The sequence below is a fragment of the Bacillus sp. GW823-FHT06A11 genome, assembly GCF_058795355.1.
Window position 1 is genome coordinate 504,230 of the sequence record NZ_JBXAHS010000004.1, and the last position, 22,565, is coordinate 526,794.

Genomic DNA, 22,565 nt, shown 5'->3' on the forward strand with positions numbered 1-22,565 from the left:
TATACATTTGTGAAAAAACGGTTACTTTTTTTCGTCGTTTGCGATATCATTTTATTTGATATAAAATTAGAATGAGAATAAAATGAGAATATGAACGTTTTAGGAATTTTTAAAATGTATATATAGGATTAATGGAGGTATTGAGATGGCTGGTTCTACATTAACGGTTAAAGACTTACACGTATCAATTGACGGCAAAGAAATTTTAAAGGGTGTAAACCTTGAAGTAAAAGGTGGAGAAATCCACGCAATTATGGGACCTAACGGAACAGGTAAATCAACTTTATCTTCTGCAATTATGGGTCACCCAAAGTATGAAGTAACAGAAGGTAGCATCATCATTGACGGTGAAGATGTATTAGAAATGGAAGTAGACGAGCGCGCACAAGCGGGTCTATTCCTAGCAATGCAATATCCAAGTGAAATTAGCGGAGTAACAAACGCTGACTTCTTACGTTCTGCAATTAACGCACGTCGTGAAGAAGGCGATGAAATTTCTCTTATGAAATTTATCCGTACATTAGATAAAAACATGGAATTCCTAGAAATGGATCCAGAAATGGCACAACGTTACTTAAACGAAGGTTTCTCTGGTGGAGAGAAAAAGCGTAACGAAATTCTTCAATTAATGATGATTGAGCCAAAAATCGCAATCTTAGATGAAATCGACTCAGGTCTTGATATCGATGCATTAAAAGTTGTATCTAAAGGTATTAACCAAATGCGCGGCGAAGAGTTCGGTTGCCTAATGATTACGCATTACCAACGCTTATTAAACTACATCACTCCAGACTTCGTTCACGTTATGATGAACGGTCGTATCGTTAAATCTGGTGGCCCTGAGCTTGCACAACGTCTAGAAGCTGAAGGTTACGACTGGATTAAAAAAGAATTAGGTATTGAAGACGAAACAACAGAGCAAGAAGCGTAAGAGAGGAGCATAAACATGACAATCGGTACATTACCTTTCGATCAAGAAACAATCCGTCAACGCGCAAGCGAAGTAAACGAAGCTGCTTGGTTGACTGAGTTCCGCTTACAAGCTCTTGCACAAGCAACAGAACTTCCAATGCCAACGCCTGATAAAACGAAAATTGAAAAATGGGACTTTATCGGAAAAGGCGACGCTGCTAAGCAAGAGCCTGTAAGTTCTTTAACAGAGCTTCCAGAAGCAGTGAAAAACTTAATCGATGAAAATAACAGCGTATTAGTGCAACGTACTGGTACAACTGCGTTCGTTTCTTTAGCAGACGAAGCAAAAGACAAAGGTGTTATTTTCACAGATATCGTAACAGCTGCAACAGAGCATGCTGAATTACTACAAAAGTATTTAATGAAAGACGGAGTGAAAGTAGACGAGCATCGTCTAACTGCACTTCATGCTGCATTAATCAACGGCGGTGCATTCGTATATGTTCCGAAAAACGTTGTTCTTGAAACTCCACTTCAAGCTGTATTCTTAGTAGACGGCGAAGAAGCTAACGTATATAACCACGTATTATTCGTAGCTGATGCGAACAGTACTGCAACTTATGTAGAAAACTATGTTGCAAATGAAAATGCTAAAGGTATTGCAAATATCGTAGCAGAAGTAATTGTGGAACAAGGCGCACAAGTGAAATTCGGTGCGGTTGATCTATTAGCAAAAGACGTAACAACTTACGTTAACCGCCGCGGTGTTGTTGGACGCGACGGCCGCATTGATTGGGCTCTAGGCCTTATGAATGATGGAAACACAATTTCAGAGAACGTTACGAACTTAATGGGCGACGGTTCATATGCTGATACGAAAACAGTAACAATTGGCCGTGGTAACCAAACACAAAACTTTACAACTAAAGTTGTTCACTTCGGTAAACACTCTGAAGGTTGGATTTTAAAACACGGTGTACAAAAAGATAGTGCAACATCTATCTTTAATGGAATTGGTAAGATTGAACACGGTGCATCTAAATCAAATGCACAACAATCTTCTCGCGTTCTTATGCTAGACGAAAAAGCTCGCGGTGATGCGAACCCAATTCTTTTAATTGATGAAGATGATGTTATGGCAGGTCACGCAGCTTCAGTAGGCCGCGTAGATCCGTACCAATTATACTACTTGATGAGCCGTGGTATTCCAAAACGCGAAGCAGAACGTTTAGTCATCCATGGATTCTTAGCACCTGTAGTAAATGAGCTTCCAATTGAAGGAGTAAAAGCACAGCTTGTTGAGGTAATTGAAAGGAAAGTTCGCTAATGAATATTCATGAAATACGCAAACAGTTTCCAATTCTTGATCAAAAAGTGAACGGCAAACAACTTGTTTATTTCGATAGTGCAGCAACTTCTCAAAAACCAATTCAAGTCATTGAAACGTTAGAACGTTACTATAAAGAATATAATTCTAACGTGCATCGCGGTGTTCATACGCTCGGTACGAAAGCTACCGACGCGTATGAAGGTGCACGTGAGAAAGTTCGCAAGTTTATTAACGCGAAATCAATGGAAGAGATTATTTTCACGCGCGGAACGACAACTGCATTAAATACAGTAGCGGCTAGCTATGGCCTTGAAAATGTAAAAGAAGGCGATGAAATCGTTATTTCTTACATGGAACACCATAGTAACATCATTCCGTGGCAACAAGTTGCGAAGAAAACTGGCGCAACTTTGAAATACCTTCCGCTTCAACCAGACGGTACAATTTCTTTAGAAGATGTTCGTCAAACTGTTACACCGAATACAAAAATCGTTTCTATTATGCAAGTATCAAACGTACTTGGAACGATTAACCCTGTAAAAGAAATCGGAGCAATCGCACACGAAAACGGAGCAATTATGGTCGTTGATGGTGCACAAAGTACACCTCACATGAAAGTGGATGTGCAAGATTTAAACTGTGATTTCTACGCATTATCTGCTCATAAGATGTGCGGACCTACAGGTATCGGCGTATTATATGGTAAGAAAGAATTGCTAAACAATATGGAGCCAATTGAATTTGGTGGTGAAATGATTGATTTCGTAGATTTACAAGAATCTACTTGGAAAGAGCTTCCGTGGAAGTTTGAAGCGGGTACACCGATTATCGGTAATGCAATCGGACTTGGTGCGGCAATTGATTTCCTAGAAGAAATCGGTCTTGATAATATTGAAAAGCATGAGCATGAATTAGCGCAATACGCTTTAGAAAGACTATCAGAAGTAGATGGCGTTACAATTTATGGTCCAAAGCATCGCGCTGGTCTTGTTACATTTAATATTGAAGACGTACATCCTCACGATGTAGCGACTGTATTAGATGTAGAAGGCATTGCAGTTCGCGCAGGACATCACTGTGCACAACCGCTTATGAAGTGGCTAAAAGCTTCTTCAACAGCACGTGCGAGCTTCTATTTATATAATACAAAAGAAGAAATTGATACATTTGTTGAATCGCTAATCAAGACAAAGGAGTATTTCACAAATGTCATTTAATAATTTAGATACGTTATATCGTCAAGTTATTATGGATCATTACAAAAATCCTCGTAACCATGGCGTGTTAGAAGATAGTGTTACCGTTAACTTGAACAATCCAACTTGCGGCGATCGTATTCAACTTACGATGAAAGTAGAAGAAGGTATTGTGCAAGAGGCGAAGTTTGAAGGCGAAGGATGTTCAATCTCAATGTCTTCAGCTTCAATGATGACACAAGCAGTAAAAGGTAAGAAAATTGAAGAAGCACTTCAGCTTTCGAAAATTTTCTCTGACATGATGCTAGGAAAAGAGTACGATGACAGCATCGATTTAGGAGATATTGAAGCATTACAAGGCGTATGCAAGTTCCCTGCACGTATTAAATGTGCAACATTAGCGTGGAAAGCGTTAGAAAAGGGCTTAAACGAAGATAAGTAATGTTAAAGGTTCCTAAAAATGAGGTTATCTAAGGAGGGACACACCAACATGGCGAAGCAACTGCCAGATATCGGCGATTACAAATATGGTTTCAAAGACAAAGACGTTTCGATTTTCCGTGCTGGACGCGGTTTAACAAAAGAGATCGTTGAAGAGATTTCACGTATGAAAGAAGAACCACAGTGGATGTTAGACTTCCGTTTAAAATCACTGGATAAGTTCTATGAAATGCCAATGCCACAATGGGGCGGCGACTTAAACGACTTAGATTTCGATGAAATTACGTACTACGTAAAACCATCTGAGAAATCTGAGAAGTCTTGGGATGAAGTACCTGATGAAATTAAAGCAACATTTGATAAATTAGGTATTCCAGAAGCTGAGCAAAAATATTTAGCTGGTGTATCTGCACAGTACGAATCTGAAGTTGTATACCACAACATGAAAGAAGACCTAGAAGCTCTAGGAATCGTCTTCAAAGATACAGATAGCGCATTAAAAGAGAACGAAGATATTTTCCGTGAGCATTTCGGAAAAGTAATTCCACCAACAGACAACAAATTCTCTGCATTAAACTCTGCAGTTTGGTCTGGTGGATCATTCATCTACGTTCCAAAAGGTATTAAAGTTGATACACCACTTCAAGCGTATTTCCGTATTAACTCTGAAAATATGGGACAATTCGAGCGTACGCTTATCATCGTAGACGAAGGCGCACACGTACACTACGTAGAAGGTTGTACAGCACCTGTTTACACTACTAACTCACTTCACAGTGCGGTAGTAGAAATCATCATTAAAAAAGATGCGTATTGCCGTTATACAACAATCCAAAACTGGGCGAACAACGTATACAACCTAGTTACAAAACGTGCGGTTTGTGAAGAAAACGCAACGATGGAATGGATTGATGGTAACATCGGTTCTAAATTAACGATGAAATACCCAGCAGTTATCTTAAAAGGCGAAGGCGCTCGCGGTTTAACATTATCAATCGCGATTGCTGGTAAAGGCCAACACCAAGATGCTGGTGCGAAAATGATTCACTTAGCACCAAACACGTCTTCAACAATCGTTTCTAAATCGATTGCGAAGCATGGTGGTAAAGTAACTTACCGTGGTATCGTACACTTCGGACCAAAAGCGAAAAACTCTCGCTCTAACATCGAGTGTGACACGTTAATCATGGATAACCAATCTACATCTGATACAATTCCTTACAACGAAATCAAAAACGATTACGTTTCACTTGAGCACGAAGCGAAAGTATCGAAAGTATCAGAAGAACAATTATTCTACCTAATGAGCCGTGGTATTTCTGAGCAAGAAGCTACAGAAATGATCGTAATGGGCTTCATCGAGCCATTCACTCGCGAACTTCCAATGGAATACGCAGTTGAAATGAACCGCCTAATCAAGTTTGAGATGGAAGGTTCTATTGGTTAATAGATAAAGTAGAAGCGCCCTGCTGTGCAGGGCGCTTTTTTGTTTTGCGGATTTGTCTTGGCTTGGGAGATGATACCCGGGTGGGTGTTCAGTTAAATATATCAACGATTTTTCAAATATATCGATCATAAACGGGAATATATCAACGATTATTTCAATATATCAACGTTTCGACAAGGAATATCGATTTGTCGACAAGATAAGACAAAAGAAAATCCTCACATACCCTAAACATTTTATAAGAACAGAGAACGACTAGGTTTAAGACAAAGATACTGACAAATCCACTTGAACAACCACCCACTGAATTCTCTATTAAACTTTTTGACAAATCCACCCCTCCCTCCACTATCTGGAATTCTTTCCTGCATTAGCAAAAGTTTCTCATATGAAAAGGACAATCTTTTGCTTTTTCTCACAATGCGAGTACAATGTAAAATAGCAAGAAAAGACGAAAAGTATTTACAGGATTATTGTGTGCGCATAGCGTAAATGGCAGTAAGGAACTGAGAGGAGGTTTTTTCTCTGAATACAAATAAAGAAACAATCATCCACCTTTATCATACAAACGATATACATAGTCATTTTGAAAATTGGCCGCAAATTTCTCGGTTTGTTCTAGGGGAGAAAAAGCGAAGACAGGAAGCGGGAGAGACTGTTTTGACGGTTGATATTGGTGATCATGTGGATCGTTTTCATAGTATTTCGGAAGCGACAAATGGCCTTGGGAATACGAAGCTTTTAAATGAGGCGTTATATGATTATGTAACGATCGGAAATAATGAAGGCATTACGTTAGCGAAGGAGCATTTGAATCGTCTATATGATGATGCTGGATTTGAGGTGCTCGTTGCGAATTTATTTAAAAAAGAAGGGGTACGTCCAGCGTGGGCGAAGCCTTATAAATTACATACGACGACAGATGGGATTATCATTGCTTTTATCGGATTAACGGTAGCTTATCCAGAGTTTTATCATATGCTCGATTGGCATATTGAAGATCCGCTTATCCATTTAGAGTCTATTTTAGAAGAAGTGAAAGATGAGGCGCATATTACCGTTGTCCTATCTCACCTTGGAAAAAGTATGGATGAGTATATGGCAGAGCATTATGATATAGATGTTATTTTAGGTGCACATACGCATCATTTATTTGAGCGTGGTGTTCTACTGAACAATACTTTACTTTGCTGTTGTGAAAAGTGGGGACGTTACGTTGGCCACGTTCAGCTTACTGTGGATAAAGAGACGAAGAAGCTGTTGAAAAAAGACGGTAGAGCGATTAAGACGGAACGGTTAGGTGCTTATAGCGAGCCGTTATCCACAATTGAAATACTGCAGGAAGAAAGTAAGCATATAATGGCAGAGCCTGTCGTTCATTTAAAAGAGTCATTACCGGTTGATTGGTTTCAGGAGACGCCGTTTTCTCATATGTTAGCAAGTGCGCTGAAAACATGGTGCGATGCAGAGATTGGCATGGTGAACGCCGGTGTACTTCTTGAAGGGCTAGAAGAGGGTGTTGTAACGCGCGGAGATATTCACAGAATTTGTCCACATCCAATTAATCCGTGTGCTTTGAAAGTTCCAGGAAAGATATTAAGAGAAGTTATTTTGAAAGCACGTAAACCGAACATGGAGAATCTTGAGGTGAAAGGATTCGGATTTCGGGGGAAAGTGATGGGGAAAATGATTTACGCTGGTGTAGAAGTCATTCCAGATACGATTCCTGGCAATAAAATTTTATTAGAAGATGTATTGATTAACGGCGAATCGCTGGAGTTAGACCGTATATATACGGTAGGAACAATCGATATGTTTACGTTTGGATACTTATACCCAGAGCTATCCACACTTTCTGGCAAACAATATTATATGCCAGAACTCCTTAGAGATGTGTTAACGGATATGTTAATAACTCATACAACTTCCGTTAAACTATAGGCTAGTTAACTTGTAACACTCATTTTTCTCTTGTCATACAGATAAGAAAGAGAGGAGTGTGAACTATGGTTAATGTGGAGCCAATTATAATTGATAATTATACGTTTATTGCGGTTAGCGTGAAACTTCCAAAGACGAATTTGCTAGCTGTAATGAGCGATAAAGGATATATTATGTGTGGTGCATTAGATGTAGGTCTTTTAAATGAGAAATTAGGTGATCGAGGAATTATTGCTGGCCGTGCGGTTGGTGTAAGAACGATTGAACAACTTCTTGAAGCGCCACTAGAATCGGTAACGACTGGAGCTGAAGCGTTAGGAATTCCAGTAGGAACGATTGGAAAAGAAGCATTATTAAAAATGAGATAAGCATATATCGTCCCTCCTTCTTGCATAGAAATGATATAAGAAGGAGGTTTTTTTATGAGTATATTTCGCTCGAAAAACTCGCGGTTTCGAAGGGGACCTATTGCCTTTCGGTATATACTGCTTATGTCGTTTATTCTTTTTGTTATATTACTTACGCAAGGGTTGTGGATTGTGAATAATAGTATTCAGCCGACCTTAATTAAATATGGGGAAGTAGAGACACATAAAATGGCGACAGCAATTATGACGAAGGCGGTAAAGGATAGAATTAATGAAGGATTTGATGTCGATTCATTAATGAAAGTACAGAATGATAAAAACGGAAAAGTATCCACAATTAATTTAAATACGAAGCAAGTAAATGAAATCGTAACGTCAACGACCACGTACATAGAAAAATATTTGCAACAAGTAGAACAAGGGAAGTTGAAGGAGCTAGGTATTTCTGAAAAAAACGGGGCGACTATGGCAGTTCCTTTTGGACGTGTAACTGATAATGCACTCCTTGGTAATATAGGACCAGATATTCCGATTCATTTCACGCCAATTGGGCATGTGAATACAGATATTAAACAAAAAATTGAGCCGCATGGAATTAATACTACAGCGATTCAAATTGTTATGGAAATGGAAGTAACATTGCAAGTAATTATTCCATTTCATACGAAAGAGATAACTGTGAAACAAAATGTTCCGATTGCGACGCGTATCGTTCAAGGGGAAGTGCCTACGTATTATGGAAGCGGAAGTGTTGCTGTACCTGATAAAAAGAAAACAGATAGTTAGTTGCATATAAAGTGATACTCGGCTGAGCCGGGCTTTTACTGGATAAAAAATAACCGTAGCAATGCAGCTACGGTTATCTTTTTGTATTTGCTCGTTCTTTGCGTTCCCAAAGGCTTAAATGCATGTATGGATCGAAGGCCCATTCTGTATAGCCATTGTCTTTATATATGCCAAAATGTAAGTGGGGTGGGAATTTTCCGGCTGTACCAGGAGGTCCATAACCAGTGCTACCAACAAATCCAATTACTTTTCCTGGCTCAACAATTTGTCCAAGCTGTATTTCTTTTGAGAACCCGCCTAAATGAGCGTAATAATGGTAATTGTTATGAAGGTCTCGAATACCAATGCGCCATCCACCAAGGCGGTTCCAGCCTTTTGTTTCAATAATGCCATAGCAAGTCGATCTTACTGGCACGCCATATCCAGCGAAAATATCGGTGCCTTCATGAATTCGTCTTCCGCCAAAACTTCTTCCAGCGCCGAAAGTACTACGGTAGCTATGGTCACTACGAATCGGAAGAGGAAAAGCATTTCCTTCTAAATTAATACGTCCATAATGTTTATAAATTTGGGCGTACTCGCTAATTAAATCAACTGTTTTTGCACGTCTATAATATTCCCAAAGCATAATTTTAATACGGTCTTCTGACGTTCCTTGTTTCCTTAAAATAGTCGCTGCGGTATGCAGAAGATCACGGTCGCTATTTGCATTTGCAAATCCATCTTTGTCACCATCTAAACCTATTCCGCCAAATAGAGAAATTGTATGGGGGAGAGTATCGTTACTATTAACAGGTCCAGCCCATATTTCTGGTTTGAAATAAAGGGAAATGATGGCATCTGGTTTTTTTGGAATATCTTTTCTTACGCTCCGTATATTTCTTTCATATTGATCCATTGCAGCTAAGTAATACCATGGAATGCCTGAAGACTGCTCGGTTTCTTTATATAGTGCCATGCGCTTTTCGTATATGCTTTGCTGATTATCTTCACCGTAAGCGATGTTTTGGTGGAGAAGAAAACAAATAGAAAGCAAAAGAGAAATTTTTCGAAGCATGAAATAGACTCCTTTCACAACATCACTCTTTTTAGTGTGGGATATACGGAGTATTTCATTATAGGGAACGATTGGAAAAAATCTTAGAATCTTCATTTGAGCAAATCGCTTTCATACGTTAGAATAGATATGTTACATTGAAAGAAGCGAACACGGTAAACTATTTCATATTGTGCGGAGTTGATAACCATGACAAAACAAACAGAATATAAGCGCAAGCCCGAATGGTTGAAAATTAAGTTAAACACGAATGAAAACTATACAGGCTTAAAGAAAATGATGCGTTCTAAGAATCTTCATACCGTTTGTGAAGAGGCAAAATGTCCGAATATTCATGAATGCTGGGCTGTAAGAAAAACAGCAACATTTATGATTTTAGGTGCGGTTTGTACACGTGCTTGTCGTTTTTGTGCGGTTAAAACAGGCTTACCAACTGAGCTTGATTTACAAGAACCAGAACGCGTAGCAGATTCAGTAGTACAAATGGGCTTAAAGCACGTTGTTATAACAGCGGTTGCACGTGATGATTTAAAGGACGGCGGAGCAGCTGTTTTTGCTGAAACAGTACGAGCAGTACGTCGTAAAAACCCATTCACGTCTATCGAAGTATTACCATCTGATATGGCTGGGGTAGAAGAAAACTTAAAAATGTTAATGGATGCAAAACCAGATATTTTAAACCATAACATTGAAACAGTACGTCGATTATCTAACCGAGTTCGCGCTAGAGCAAAGTATGACCGTTCATTAGAGTTTTTACGTCGAGCAAAAGAAATGCAGCCTGATATTCCAACTAAATCGAGCATTATGGTCGGCTTAGGTGAAACAAGAGAAGATTTAATTGAAGCAATGGATGACTTACGTGCAAACAATGTGGATATTTTAACTCTTGGACAATATCTACAACCATCTAAGAAGCATTTACCAGTTATTAAATATTATCCACCAGCAGAATTTGCAGAGCTTAAAGAAATTGCACTTAGCAAAGGATTTAGCCACTGTGAAGCTGGCCCACTTGTGCGTTCTTCTTACCATGCGGACGAGCAAGTACGTTCTGCAAAAGAAAAAACAGCAGAAGCTAAATAATGAAAAAAGAGAGCTAACGATCAGCTCTCTTTTTGTTTGTACTCTAAAACGGTATTTGTACATGTTAATAAAATCTTTTTTAATTCTTCTGTGGATAATTCAATTGTAAATTCAGGTACACCAGGTGTAATTAAAATTTTATCGTACGTATAAACGGAACTGTCCACAATAATTGTTACTTCTTGTGAATAACCAAAAGGAGCTACACATCCTGGAGTACAGCCAGTTTCCATTCTTAGTTCATCAGGAGAACAGAGCGATAAGCGTTCTCCCGTTATTTCTTTCATCTCTCCGCGGTTAAGCCGATTTCCTTCTAACGTAAAAAACACATAAAAATTTCCAGATGTTGATTTTAAAAATAAGCTTTTACTTGGAGTACCTTGTAAGCCAAGTCTTTCACGTACAATCCGATCCGTCTCATAATCGAGTACTGGTTCGTGTTCGAATTTTTCATAAGAAACATTTGTTTTATGTAGTAAAGCAAGTACGTCTTCGTACATATGAAATGATACCCCTTTCTATTGTTAGAACAGTCTCTTCTCGTGGCGTCAACTGAATGTTTTGGAAAGGGATATTACTTGGACGATGCTTCCCATAAGCGTGTTATGATACATTGTTCGTCGATTGTAATTTCGTAAATATCAGGATTCGTTAAAGTTCTCCATTCATTAAAGCCAATCGTATGATCAAAATGCTTTAAAATGAGCGTAAGTAAATTGCCATGTGTAACAAGCAGTGTTGTCGTATGGTTTAATTGTAAAACGTCTTGAATAAGCGATATGGCACGGTCTGTTGCTTGTTTTGTTGACTCTCCGCCTGAAAAGGCAATATCTATATTCGTAAAAGTGGATTCTAGTTTTTGCATCCAATCATCCATTGGAACGTTGCTCAATATGCGTTCAGTTAATCGTTCATCTTCTTGGATAGATAAGTTAGCTTGGAGTGCATAGGGCCGAATGGAATCGATAGCTCGGACAAATGGGCTTGAAATAATATGATCGATTTGTAGAGTATTTTCTAAGAGGAATGTAGCAAGGGTATTTGCTTGGTCTTTTCCATCGGTCGTTAATTCAGCATCACATTCTTGCCCAGTTGCTGAACAATGTCGTATTAAAATAATTTTCTTCATAATTCATCCCCATCTTTCAAGTTGACGCTATATACTTCGACAAATGTGGAAATAATTCCTTTTTATTGGAAACAGCATATGGATTTAAATATGTGGAAAAGTAATGTGGATAATAAAAAATTGAGGTGCAATGATGAAAAAAATGATATGTATCGTATTCATTATTTGTTTTCTTGCGCAATTGTCCACAACATATGCAGAATCCAACCGAAAACTAAATTATCCAAGCAATCAAAATAAGTCATTTGTGAGTGGGGATGTTTTTTATAAACAGTTAGATAAGAAAATTTATAAAGAGTACAAAAATGCAGCATATAGTGTTCGTAAAAAAATTTCATTTAAAGAAGTGGCTGATGAGGAATTTTCTTTCCTGCAAAAAACAGCTGTCGGTTGTCGAAGTAGAGTGGTGCTTCAAGATTTTTTTGTTCACCCTGATCGCCAAGTTTATTTTTTCGCTTCTTTTACTCAAAATGAAGTAGAAGCGTTTCATAAGTACATCGTTATAGATGCAGAAACAAAGAGGGAGCTGCAAGAGGGCAAAAGTTATCATCCATATAAAAAATAAACCACCAATTTTGGTGGTTTATTTTTTACTCCGGTACACTCATTAATTTCTCTTTCATTTTGCGAATAAGAACGACAGCGCCAATTGTACACAGAAGTGTAATTCCTTCGGCAACGAAGATGTTGATTGTTTTTGTTTGGTAAAGTGCCGCGAAAAAGTCTACAAATGCGTGGAATAGTATAGCGTATACTAGGAAGATGTATTTCTTCTGTTTTACTGCGTATAAAACAAGCATTGTAAAGGCGATTTGAAGCACGAGTGCCATAATTCTTTCTAAGCTACCAAGGAAGTATAAGTAGGCAGGTTGCTGAATTAACATGTCCTGTAAAATACTGAGCTCGGGTTTTTGTTCAATCAGTCGAGAGAAGCTACCATCGTTAATAGAATTAGCAAAAATTAATGCTTGTAATGCAGAAAAACCGCCAATTAAAATAGATTCAATTCCGCCGTGACCAATTCCATAAGCGAAGCCATCTTTATATTCTAGATATTTTTTTAGTAAGAAGAAGAAGGCAACGAAGCGTCCTAATTCTTCAAAAATACCAGCAGTCAATCCGCCATAAATTGCGAAGACAAACGGATTTTCTAAAAATGGAGCGATTGTTGGATTACCGCGCATAAATAGGTGGAATGGTGTTTCAAGAATTTGGGTGAATCCGATAAAGATAAGAACACCAACGCCGACTACTTTCCAATTAATATTATATTTTTTACGGAAATAAACGAGTACGATAATTGGGACCAGAATCGAGACAATGAGTTGAAAAATGATGCTGGCAATTACAGTATTTGAAACCATACTTTCACCGCTTTCTAATATATGTACATATCTATTATGCATGAAATAGGGGAGAGATGAAACTTTTAGAAAGAAAATGAATTTACTTATTGACTCTAACGTTGCGTCATACTTTATCGTATGTACTAAGGGGGAGATACAAATGACAATGAGAGTAAAAGAAGTAGCTGATTTAGTTGGAATTAGTGTGCGCACACTGCATCATTACGATGAAATTGGGTTGTTAACCCCAGACGAGACGACAGAGTCTGGATATCGTCTGTATTCCAATGAAAATTTAGAGACATTGCAGCAAATTTTGTTTTTTAAAGAGCTTGGCTTCCCTTTGAAGAAAATTAAAGAGATTATCATGAGTCCATCATTTGATCGCGAAGAGGCACTACAGCTTCATAAGAAGATGCTTCTTGAAAAGCGTGCCAGATTAGATAAGGTGATTGCGACGATTGATAAAACAATTCAGCATACAAAAGGAGAGATTGAAATGACGAATAAAGAGAAATTTGAAGGATTCGATTTCAGCCATAACCCATATGAAGAAGAAGCACGTGAAAAATGGGGAGATGCAGCTGTAGATAAAGCGAACGAATATGCAAAAGGTATGTCAAAAGAGAACCAAGAGGAGTTTAATGCTATTTATAGAAATTTAGCAACGCTTAGACACGATGCACCAGATTCTAAAGAGGCGCAGGCAGCTATCAAAGTATGGTACGATTACTTGCAAAACTTTAGTCACTATTCATTAGACGCTTTTAAGGGACTCGGTCAAATGTACGTCGCTGATGAGCGCTTTACGAAAAATATCGATAAGTTTGGCGAGGGGTTAGCGCAGTTTATGTGTGATGCGATGGAGATTTATGCGGATCGTAATAAAAAATAAAAAGTAAAACAGGTGGAGGTTCTCTCCACCTGTTTTACTTTTTAATCATATTATTTAAAGTCTGATCCCCCGTATTGTTCAAATGAGGATTTTTACTCATTTCACGTTTTAGCATATCGAGGCTTTGCGTATATTCTGTATCATTTAATGCGCCAGATTGAAGCCCTTGAATTTGAGAAATCAACTTTTGGTCTGTTGATACATATGCTTTATAATAGCGAGGGACGATGGACAAAGCGGTTTTATATACTTGATCTGCTACGAGTTTTGGATCCGTTGTGTTTGCACGGTATACAACAAATACTTCATCATCGGTAACGAGTGTAGCAGCGTTTGTAACGTCAGGAAGTTTGACTGTCATGCTTGTAATCATTTCAGCGACTTTCTCGCGATTAATGGCCCCTACTTGTTTGTTAGATACTTCATGCTTTTGTTTAGAAGAATAACCGACTCTTGTGAGTCTTGTATTTGTATTTTCCGTATGATACATGTCGTTTTTATTGGAAACAAGAACACGGCTTCCTTCTTCACGTTCCATTTCAGCTTTGTTCGCTGATTGGCAGCCTGCAAATAAGGAAAGAGTGAGAAGGGAAAGTAAAATTTGTTTTTTCACGATGTATCACCTCCTTCTCCATAGCATGTACTAATTTGCAATTTTTTGTATTTGAAATTGTTGGTTGTTATGCTTTGTGATACGATAAAAAGAAGAATGCTTAGAGAGGAAGTTAATGATGGAGCAAAAGCAAGAGCAAGAGATTCATGCTACGGTGAGCATTAATAATGTTCAGTACGAAGTAATTAAAAACTTTCGTGACGGTTTTAGTGAAGAAGCATTTAAAGAGCGCTATGCAGAAATTTTAAATAAATATGATTATATCGTTGGAGACTGGGGATATGAGCAACTTAGACTGCGAGGATTCTTTGATGATAGTAACCAACGTGCGACATATGATACGAAAATTAGTACGTTAACGGAGTATTTATACGAGTACTGTAACTTCGGTTGTGCACACTTCGTATTACGAAAAGTGAAGAAATAAAAAAATCCTCTTACAATTGTAAGAGGATTTTTTACATATTCTCGCTTATAAACAAATCGAGATATGATCGCCTTCAGAAAGTATTGCATTTGGTTTCATTTGTTGTCCATTTAATTGAATATCCCCATTTTTAATTTTATCCACAATGCGTGTACGGCTCCAGTCGGAAATATATGTGGATAAGGCTTTATCAATGCGGTGGGAACCGAAAACGATATCTAATACGATCGTGATTTCAGCTACGCCACTTTCTTTATGTTGCGTAATAGAAATAGTAGTACTTGTTTCTGTTTGATCTTGCTGAGTCATATCAATCGTTTCAACGTGATCAGTAAATGATTTATAAATACGCAGTTTTTGATTCCACGTATGATCTTTCGAACATTTATAAATGGCAAAGCGGTATATGTTTTTTCCATTAGCGTTATGCCTACGAATATTCGTATCAGTAAATAGGGTAGTACGTCCGCAATTTTTACAATATTTTTCGATTGTGTGTTGCTGATTTTCATATAAACTCCAAGAAAGTTGTACTTTCTGCATTTTCCTTCACCTCTTATAGTAGTGGCAAAGAAACGTAATACAGCTATTTGGATGTCTTGTAGTATGAAGACATGAGAAAAAGACAAAAATAAAAGGAGGTTCCCAAAAGAGGAACCTCCGTAAACATCATACTACAGATGCAATACGTTCCTTTGTAATGGGAATGGGCAGACTACTCCCTTGAAAAAGCGTGGTGCTTTTTTGAGAGTAATGCTATCCAATTGCTGGTCCATTACAAAGTAAATGTTGGCATACGTAGATAACGTCCTTTCTATCCAAATAGATTTATTCTTCATTATAACATATAATACTGAAAATTCGAAATAATGAAGGCGGAAAAACACCAGCTAAAATAGCTGGTGCATACGATAAATTATATAAGTTCAAATAAAAATGAGCGTAATTCTTCTGCAATTTCTTCAGTCATAGAAAATGCGTGCTCTAAGTAGCCTGGTTCGTTTAAATCGTCAGCACCGATAATTGCAAATTTATTACTTTGCATATCAAGTACAATTGTTTTACCGTAATGACGATCGGAGTATAAAAGCGCTAAATCGTGACGCTCATTTTCTCCCATAAAGCTAACGAAACGAGTTTTTGTAGCGACAGTGTCGTCGTACAGAAAGAAACGTTCTTCCATACACATGGCTCCTTTATTAAATATCTAAGTTTAAGTGTGGTTTATGATCTAAATGGTGATGTGTTTTAATGAATCGTACTGTTCTTGTTTTGTAACGCATTACGATAGAGTATGTTTCAGCTAAATCTCCGCCAAGGAATTTAACACCGTCTAATAACTCACCAGCAGATACACCAGTTGCTGAGAAGATTGCATCATCCCCAGATACTAAGTCATCTAACATAAGAAGTTGACGAGGGTCTTCTAATCCCATTTCACGACAACGAGCTTCTTCTTCTTCGTTCATTGGAACTAAGCGAGCTTGCATTTCACCTTCAAGGCACTTTAATGCTGCTGCAGAAATAACACCTTCTGGAGCTCCGCCAATACCTACGAATAAGTCGATACCCGTTCCAGGTAGTGCTGTTGCGATTGACGCACCAACATCACCGTCACCAAATAATTTTACGCGTGCACCTTTTGCACGAACACGGTCAATAATATCTTGATGACGTTCACGTTCTTGAACGATAACCGTTAGGTCACGAATCTTTTTATTGTTAGCTTCTGCTACAATTTCAATTGTTTTTTCAATTGGATCATCTAAGCTAATTTTACCAGCTGCTTTTGGACCAACCGCGATTTTTTCCATGTACATATCAGGAGCATGAAGAAGGTTCCCTTTGTCTGCGATTGCAATAACTGCCATTGCATTTGCAAGACCTTTTGCAACGATGTTTGTACCTTCTAATGGATCAACGGCGATGTCTACTTCCGGACCGTTACCTGTTCCTAGTTCTTCACCAATATACAACATCGGTGCTTCATCAAGTTCTCCCTCACCAATTACAACTGTACCTGCCATGTTTACTGAATCGAACATATCACGCATTGCTGTAGTTGCTGCATCATCTGCTTCATTTTTCTTTCCGCGGCCCATCCACTGTGCGGATGCTAAGGCTGCTGCTTCTGTTACACGGACAATTTCTAGTGCGAGTTCACGTTCCAAGATTCCATTCCTCCAATTTCAAAAATCATACAAATATAACTATAACAAATAACGGAGAAAAGGTGAATTCGAAAAATTGTCGATTTTTTCAGAAGAAAGCGTTACAATTAAAATGTAAATGCTTTAATTTCCAGGTAGGTGACATTCATGTATTTTGTAGACAGAAAGAAAATAGAACAAATGCTAGTATGTTTAGAACGAGCAACAAGTACATTTCAAGAGAAAAAGATATATGAAACCGAGTTTGAATTTTACGCATTAGAGCGCATAGCCCATCTGATTATTGATACTGTATTAGATGTAGGAAATGCGATGATTGATGGATTTATTATGCGCGATCCAGGAAGCTATGAAGATATTATTGATATTTTAATGGACGAGCGAGTGATAAGTGAAGAAGATGGACAAGGGATGAAAGAAATTATCCTTCTTCGAAAGATGCTTACGCAAGATTATATTCAAATGAATCATGACGAATTATATAAGACGATTCAAAAACATATTGCAGTGGTAGAAAAATACCCAGCAAATATTCGCAGTTATTTAGAAAAGGAATTAGGACCTGTATCTGCATTTGTACCAGAATAATTATGCTTATAAGATCCCCAGAGAATGCCTTTTGGGGATCTTATATTGTATGTGAGAAAGAAAAGGGAGAAGGGTGAAGTATGGGGGAAGCACGTACTACGAAAGACGAGATTGTACAATTGTTGAAAGTAAAGGGAGAGCACACAGTAGCTGAACTAGCTGACGTTTTAGAGATTACAGAAATGGCAATCAGAAGACATTTAAGTAATCTTGAGAAAGACGGACTCATTTATTCTAAGATGGTAAGGCAACATGTCGGAAGACCAACTTATTTGTATGGATTAAGTGAAAAGGGAGAAGATACATTCCCGAAAGAGTATAAGCAATTTGCGATTGATATGTTAGAAGATTTAGCTCGAATGGGCGATGAAAAAATACTTCGTTACGTTTTAAAAGAGAGAACGAAGCGAATGGAAGAACAGTTGCAAAAGAGAGTAAGTAATCAAAAGAATTTAGCATATAAAGTGCAAGAGATAGCAGCTATGCAAGAGAAAAATGGTTATATGGTTCAAATAAAGAGAGATGGAGAGAACTCTTTCGTAATTGAAAAACAAAACTGTCCATTAAAAGAAATTGCAGAGAGATTCCCGCAAGTATGTGAAGATGAAAAAGAGATGTATAATCGTTTATTTACGAACGCAGAAGTGAAAACACTAGCAAACATGTGCGAGGGCGATTGTAGTTGTTCTTACCAAATAAAAGAGAAAAAATGAACGTTATGGGGCGCTTTAAGGTAAAGCGTTTTTTTCTTTGGAAAAAGCGGGTAATATAAGAGTGGTATGATAGGTGAGAACGTTAGCATAGAAGGAGAGACATAATGATGTATAAAGGTTACTTAATTGACTTAGACGGTACGATGTATCGCGGAGAAGAACAAATTGAAGAAGCGAGCGACTTCGTAAAAGCTTTAGGAGAGCGCGGCATTCCTTATTTATTCGTTACGAATAACTCAACGCGTAAACCAGAACAAGTGGCAGAAAAACTTGTTCGTTTCGATATTCCAGCGAAAGCAGAGCAAGTATTCACAACGAGTATGGCGACTGCGAACTTCATTTATGAACGTAAACAAGATGCAACTGTATATATGATTGGTGAAGAAGGCTTACACGATGCACTTGTGGAAAAAGGATTTGAACTTGTGGATGAAAATCCTGATTTCGTTGTTGTTGGTTTAGATCGTGACATCACATATGAAAAGTTAGCAAAAGCGTGTCTTGCTGTGCGTAATGGCGCAACGTTTATTTCCACAAATGGGGACATTGCCATCCCAACTGAGCGAGGATTATTACCAGGTAACGGTTCATTAACATCGGTTGTAGCAGTATCAACAGGTGTGGATCCAATCTTTATCGGCAAACCAGAATCAATCATTATGGAACAAGCGTTAAAAGTTCTTGGTATAGGAAAAGATGAAGCATTAATGGTTGGGGATAACTATGATACAGACATTTTAGCAGGAGTAAATGCTGGTATGCATACGCTTCTTGTCCACACTGGAGTCACAACTGTGGAGAAGTTAACAGAATACGAAGTTCAACCGACGCAAGTTGTGCATAACTTGACGGAGTGGATTGAGAAGATGTAATGAAAAAAGCTGTTCCAAACTTTGGAACAGCTTTTTTTATTTCGTTGTGACTAGTGTCGATTTTTGTCGGTAAGTCGATATATTTGAAAAATCGCCGATATAATCTGAGTTACGCCGATATATTTAGAAAATCGCTGATATAATCTGAGTTGCGCTGATATATTAAAAAAATCGCTGATATAATTTTATTAGAATGCACGATTCACAACGTCTTTTACTTCTTCAAGATATTGTTTACGCACATCATTATCCACAGAAGGGACACTTGTATAGAATGTATGCTCAAGTGTTTCAATACCTGTGAATTCAAAAATACCAACATCCGCTGTTTTCTTCATTGCATCAAACATGCCGCCTGCTGTGTATGCCTCTTTCGTATTACCCATTGTAGATAATAACAATCCTTTTTTACCGCTTAATAACTTTTCAATGCCGTTTTCACCGTAAGCATAAGCAAATCCATGGCTAAACACACGGTCAACGTATCCTTTTAAAATAGCAGGAAGTCCCGCCCACCAAACTGGATAAATAAATGTAATGCTATCAGCCCAAGAGATATGCTCTTGTTCTTCTTTAATATCTTCGGGTGTATTTCCTTGAGAAAATGAGATGAAATCGGAAGCGCCTAATACTGGATTGAAGTTTAATTCGTATAGATCGCGAACGCGTACTTCATGACCTTTTTCTTCTAATTCACGTTTTACCGTTTCTAAAATCGCATGGTTGAAGCTTTCTGTATTTGGGTGTGCATAAACGATTACATGTTTCATTGTTCTTCCTCCTATTTGTGGATATGTGAATAGCTATTTGTATATCTGTAACTATTATGGTTACTACTTTTATAGAAGTCAAGTAATACATATGTATAAAAAGACGCTCGAAAATCGCCTTTTTATACCCCGCTCATACAAAGTACAAAGAAGACGAATAAAATGATAACAATACCAATGCCAAAGTTAAATACGAGAGTACTATCCATATATGTAGCCTCCTTGTTTGAAAGTAAAAAGCACTCTAGTTAAGAGTGCTTTTTTTATTTTGAATCTACTTTATAACTTTTAGAGAGTGATTCATGCGTGTAATGATTTACATTATTTTATGTATTTATACTTTGAAATGAGTAAGTCCTTGTTAGATATAGAAAAAAGACACTCGTTCGAGTGTCTTTTAAGATGACAAAATGTGCCAATTGCTTGAGGTTGATAAGACGCTAATTTCCGTGTTAACGCCTTTTCTTTAATCAAGAAGTGTAGCAACAGCGATTCAAATAAATTGTACCATCTGTTTAATCGCGGTGCGTATGCAATTGTGCATATTATGATCATGAGGTAGGTAATGAACTGTGAATAATTTGAAGTGATTTATTTACGATTTCTTCTGCGGCATATATGCCGATTGCGTCTGTTTTTAAAATATGGGGTTGTAAGTTATCATGCATTGCCCCTAACTCACCATGAAGTGGTGCGAAGGCATGGTTCGCCTTTTCAAGCATACATAAATCAAGTAAAGAATCCCCAGCTGTAATAATCGTATCTATTTGCAAAATTTCTTTTATATATTGCACGGCGTCCCATTTATTAATTGGTTTTGGTACAAAGTATAGCTTTCTACCTTGAAGTGAATGATTCCAGCCGTGTTTGTCTAACCAGGAAGTGAAGGATGATAATTCATCATAAGGAATGTTCTCCCGTTTAATAATGCAATAATGGAATAGATCATCAGCTGTTTTTTGTGATATAACCCAATCTTTATGAGCTATTTGTCCAAATTCCTTTAGTATGTCGTTTCTCTCTATACATTCAACCGATAGTCTTTCTTTTACTGTCCTGTTCCAAGTCCCATCTTGTTTCCCGTTATGAAGGATATTACCGCCGTTACTTGTAATGGCGTATTCGGGAATGATTTCGTTTTGGAATAAAGCAATACGCTGAAACTGCTCAATAGTTCTTGTTGTAACTGGGATGAAATGTGAGTGCAGTTGTAATTTTTTTAGTAGTGAAATGGTTTTATGTGATATGAAAGAAATTTCTTTTCCATCTAAAGTTTCAATGAGTTGAATTGATTCATCTTCTATAGGGGCACGAAACGATTTCCGGGAATAAATAAGCGTTTGATCAAGATCACTGGCGAAAATCATATTGTTTCCTTCCTAAGAGGCTTAATGAGCCCGCAACATGAATAAGCCATATTCTCATAGATTTCAATAGGGACATTCTTTTCTTTAGCAAGAAGTAAAATATGCTTTAAATCGGGATTGTTTTGCTTACGTATTAAAATTTTCCACGGTATTCTCCGGAGTAATACGCGAGTTGTTTCACCGACTCCTGGTTTAATTAAGTTAATATCGTCAATTTCAAAGTGATTTTGGATAGACTGTATATCTTTTAATCCTTGCCAAGAGGGATCAGTGTAAGTTGAAGTAATATAACGTAATTGATTATCTATATGAGAATGAACAGAAGGGAATAAATTTGTTACCTCATCAACGAAGAAATTTGATAAGTCTTCTTGCTCTAGCTCTTTATAATATTTAACACCATGAAAATCATTTGGACCGATATAGGTATCATTTAGTACAGTGCGGCTAATTAGTCCAGAGACAGTTGCATTTAAGCAAGCGCTAGGAATAAGAAAATCTTCACGTGTACCGTAAATTGAAGTACAGTAACCGGGATCAGCAAGCACAGCCATACAATGAGAAATGTGTGTATTATTTCGTTCGTTAAATGTGTGTACGGCATATTCTAATTCTTTTTTTATTGCACCTTTCCCAGTCCATCCATCAATGAATTGAATTGTTTCTTTAGGGTGATGTTCCAAAATATAATGGAGTGCATTTTCATCAATACCGCGTCCGCGAACAATAGAAATACAATAGTGAGGTACATCAAGGTTGTATTGATAGCGTATGTAGCGTTTAATAAGAATGCCAATAGGTGTACCAGCACGAGCTAATGAAACGAGGACAAGGTTAGTTCCTTTAGTCCGTATAATTTGTTCGGCGACAACTCCAACAGCGATGGCTAGTTTGTGTTTGTATTGTTGCAGGGAAGAAAAGAATAAATCCATATACGCTTTAGATGGTTTATATTCCATTGGTAACATTTCAGAATAATGTGTGCCAGCTTGAATTGCTTGTTCTCTAGTTTCTGTGGAACTTTCTTTCATTAAATTACTAATATCTTTTAATAGAAAAATAGCATCATTTGGATCATAACTACTAATATGAGAATTTACTTTTACCATA

26 protein-coding genes are annotated in these 22,565 nt (G+C 37.6%); 15 read left to right on the forward strand and 11 right to left on the reverse strand.

All coding sequences use genetic code 11. The features are described 5' to 3' along the window. The first annotated feature begins 145 nt into the window (after nt 1-145). From sufC to yunB, 8 genes are all read left to right on the forward strand, one after another. A complete protein-coding gene (sufC, locus tag AC1Q8L_RS21785) occupies nt 146-931 on the forward strand; it encodes a Fe-S cluster assembly ATPase SufC (protein WP_000929163.1) in 786 nt (261 codons plus the stop codon). 15 nt (nt 932-946) lie between these two features. Then, complete coding sequence (sufD, locus tag AC1Q8L_RS21790) at nt 947-2,239, forward strand: Fe-S cluster assembly protein SufD (protein WP_000152173.1); 1,293 nt, start codon at nt 947-949, stop codon at nt 2,237-2,239. Beyond that, nucleotides 2,239-3,459 (forward strand): cysteine desulfurase SufS, encoded by a 1,221-nt coding sequence (gene sufS, locus AC1Q8L_RS21795; protein ID WP_001020767.1) that lies wholly within the window; start codon nt 2,239-2,241, stop codon nt 3,457-3,459. The genes sufD and sufS overlap by 1 nt, the downstream gene beginning before the upstream one ends. Further along, a complete protein-coding gene (gene sufU, locus AC1Q8L_RS21800) occupies nt 3,449-3,880 on the forward strand; it encodes a Fe-S cluster assembly sulfur transfer protein SufU (protein WP_000009523.1) in 432 nt (143 codons plus the stop codon). Before sufS ends, sufU begins: the two co-directional genes overlap by 11 nt. 48 nt (nt 3,881-3,928) lie before the next feature. Further along, nucleotides 3,929-5,326, forward strand: coding sequence for a Fe-S cluster assembly protein SufB (gene sufB / locus AC1Q8L_RS21805; protein ID WP_001118824.1), 1,398 nt, complete (start codon nt 3,929-3,931; stop codon nt 5,324-5,326). A 549-nt stretch (nt 5,327-5,875) separates the two neighbouring features. Further along, nucleotides 5,876-7,267 (forward strand): bifunctional metallophosphatase/5'-nucleotidase, encoded by a 1,392-nt coding sequence (locus AC1Q8L_RS21810; RefSeq protein ID WP_075719458.1) that lies wholly within the window; start codon nt 5,876-5,878, stop codon nt 7,265-7,267. A 65-nt stretch (nt 7,268-7,332) separates the two neighbouring features. Beyond that, complete coding sequence (locus AC1Q8L_RS21815) at nt 7,333-7,635, forward strand: YunC family protein (protein WP_000248467.1); 303 nt, start codon at nt 7,333-7,335, stop codon at nt 7,633-7,635. A gap of 54 nt (nt 7,636-7,689) precedes the next feature. Further along, on the forward strand, nt 7,690-8,421 hold the full coding sequence (yunB, locus tag AC1Q8L_RS21820) for a sporulation protein YunB (protein WP_000021807.1): 732 nt from the start codon (nt 7,690-7,692) through the stop codon (nt 8,419-8,421). Between the two features lie 73 nt (nt 8,422-8,494). On the opposite strand, the gene AC1Q8L_RS21825 is transcribed toward yunB, so the two are convergent. Further along, nucleotides 8,495-9,478, reverse strand: a complete 984-nt coding sequence (locus AC1Q8L_RS21825; protein WP_000944681.1) for a M23 family metallopeptidase — start codon at nt 9,476-9,478, stop codon at nt 8,495-8,497. Nucleotides 9,479-9,667: 189 nt separating this feature from the next. Here AC1Q8L_RS21825 and lipA point away from each other — a divergent pair, with 189 nt between their 5' ends. Next, nucleotides 9,668-10,564: a lipoyl synthase gene (gene lipA, locus AC1Q8L_RS21830; protein WP_000166367.1), complete on the forward strand. Its 897-nt coding sequence runs from the start codon at nt 9,668-9,670 to the stop codon at nt 10,562-10,564. A gap of 20 nt (nt 10,565-10,584) precedes the next feature. Here the strand turns inward: lipA and AC1Q8L_RS21835 are convergent, their stop codons facing one another. Then, the gene (locus AC1Q8L_RS21835; RefSeq protein ID WP_000272751.1) at nt 10,585-11,064 is read right to left on the reverse strand and encodes a YbaK/EbsC family protein; all 480 of its coding nucleotides are present in this window, start codon (nt 11,062-11,064) and stop codon (nt 10,585-10,587) included. A gap of 74 nt (nt 11,065-11,138) precedes the next feature. Continuing rightward, a complete protein-coding gene (locus AC1Q8L_RS21840) occupies nt 11,139-11,693 on the reverse strand; it encodes a histidine phosphatase family protein (protein ID WP_000720575.1) in 555 nt (184 codons plus the stop codon). A 133-nt stretch (nt 11,694-11,826) separates the two neighbouring features. On the opposite strand from AC1Q8L_RS21840, the gene AC1Q8L_RS21845 reads away from it, so the two are divergent. Next, on the forward strand, nt 11,827-12,258 hold the full coding sequence (locus AC1Q8L_RS21845; RefSeq protein WP_000738182.1) for a hypothetical protein: 432 nt from the start codon (nt 11,827-11,829) through the stop codon (nt 12,256-12,258). A 25-nt stretch (nt 12,259-12,283) separates the two neighbouring features. Here AC1Q8L_RS21845 and AC1Q8L_RS21850 read toward each other — a convergent pair whose 3' ends face one another. Next, complete coding sequence (locus AC1Q8L_RS21850) at nt 12,284-13,099, reverse strand: YhfC family intramembrane metalloprotease (protein ID WP_002094186.1); 816 nt, start codon at nt 13,097-13,099, stop codon at nt 12,284-12,286. A 100-nt stretch (nt 13,100-13,199) separates the two neighbouring features. Between AC1Q8L_RS21850 and AC1Q8L_RS21855 the strand changes: the two genes are divergently transcribed. Next, complete coding sequence (locus tag AC1Q8L_RS21855) at nt 13,200-13,934, forward strand: MerR family transcriptional regulator (RefSeq protein ID WP_000178777.1); 735 nt, start codon at nt 13,200-13,202, stop codon at nt 13,932-13,934. Nucleotides 13,935-13,968: 34 nt separating this feature from the next. Here AC1Q8L_RS21855 and AC1Q8L_RS21860 read toward each other — a convergent pair whose 3' ends face one another. Further along, nucleotides 13,969-14,547, reverse strand: a complete 579-nt coding sequence (locus AC1Q8L_RS21860) for a YhcN/YlaJ family sporulation lipoprotein (RefSeq protein WP_000744131.1) — start codon at nt 14,545-14,547, stop codon at nt 13,969-13,971. Nucleotides 14,548-14,662: 115 nt separating this feature from the next. Here AC1Q8L_RS21860 and AC1Q8L_RS21865 point away from each other — a divergent pair, with 115 nt between their 5' ends. Further along, a complete protein-coding gene (locus AC1Q8L_RS21865) occupies nt 14,663-14,974 on the forward strand; it encodes a YutD family protein (RefSeq protein ID WP_000970508.1) in 312 nt (103 codons plus the stop codon). Between the two features lie 45 nt (nt 14,975-15,019). On the opposite strand, the gene AC1Q8L_RS21870 is transcribed toward AC1Q8L_RS21865, so the two are convergent. The 3 genes from AC1Q8L_RS21870 to glpX form a co-directional block, all read right to left on the reverse strand. After that, a complete protein-coding gene (locus AC1Q8L_RS21870; RefSeq protein WP_001174588.1) occupies nt 15,020-15,517 on the reverse strand; it encodes a hypothetical protein in 498 nt (165 codons plus the stop codon). Between the two features lie 373 nt (nt 15,518-15,890). Beyond that, nucleotides 15,891-16,157, reverse strand: a complete 267-nt coding sequence (locus AC1Q8L_RS21875; RefSeq protein ID WP_000392611.1) for a DUF3055 domain-containing protein — start codon at nt 16,155-16,157, stop codon at nt 15,891-15,893. 16 nt (nt 16,158-16,173) lie between these two features. Further along, entirely contained in the window at nt 16,174-17,145 is a 972-nt protein-coding gene (glpX, locus tag AC1Q8L_RS21880; RefSeq protein ID WP_000439090.1) for a class II fructose-bisphosphatase, read from the reverse strand. Between the two features lie 147 nt (nt 17,146-17,292). Between glpX and AC1Q8L_RS21885 the strand changes: the two genes are divergently transcribed. The 3 genes from AC1Q8L_RS21885 (at nt 17,293) to AC1Q8L_RS21895 (ending at nt 19,318) form a co-directional block, all read left to right on the forward strand. Then, nucleotides 17,293-17,733, forward strand: coding sequence for a DUF86 domain-containing protein (locus AC1Q8L_RS21885; RefSeq protein ID WP_000274010.1), 441 nt, complete (start codon nt 17,293-17,295; stop codon nt 17,731-17,733). Nucleotides 17,734-17,813: 80 nt separating this feature from the next. Next, complete coding sequence (locus tag AC1Q8L_RS21890) at nt 17,814-18,446, forward strand: helix-turn-helix transcriptional regulator (protein ID WP_000503349.1); 633 nt, start codon at nt 17,814-17,816, stop codon at nt 18,444-18,446. A 107-nt stretch (nt 18,447-18,553) separates the two neighbouring features. Then, nucleotides 18,554-19,318, forward strand: a complete 765-nt coding sequence (locus tag AC1Q8L_RS21895; protein ID WP_000276470.1) for a TIGR01457 family HAD-type hydrolase — start codon at nt 18,554-18,556, stop codon at nt 19,316-19,318. A gap of 188 nt (nt 19,319-19,506) precedes the next feature. On the opposite strand, the gene AC1Q8L_RS21900 is transcribed toward AC1Q8L_RS21895, so the two are convergent. The 3 genes from AC1Q8L_RS21900 to AC1Q8L_RS21910 form a co-directional block, all read right to left on the reverse strand. Further along, the gene (locus AC1Q8L_RS21900) at nt 19,507-20,088 is read right to left on the reverse strand and encodes an NAD(P)H-dependent oxidoreductase (RefSeq protein ID WP_000683411.1); all 582 of its coding nucleotides are present in this window, start codon (nt 20,086-20,088) and stop codon (nt 19,507-19,509) included. 551 nt (nt 20,089-20,639) lie between these two features. After that, complete coding sequence (locus AC1Q8L_RS21905) at nt 20,640-21,455, reverse strand: HAD family hydrolase (RefSeq protein ID WP_000575379.1); 816 nt, start codon at nt 21,453-21,455, stop codon at nt 20,640-20,642. Then, nucleotides 21,452-22,564, reverse strand: coding sequence for a cysteine protease StiP family protein (locus AC1Q8L_RS21910; RefSeq protein WP_098837926.1), 1,113 nt, complete (start codon nt 22,562-22,564; stop codon nt 21,452-21,454). The genes AC1Q8L_RS21905 and AC1Q8L_RS21910 overlap by 4 nt, the downstream gene beginning before the upstream one ends. Nucleotide 22,565: the final 1 nt, after the last annotated feature.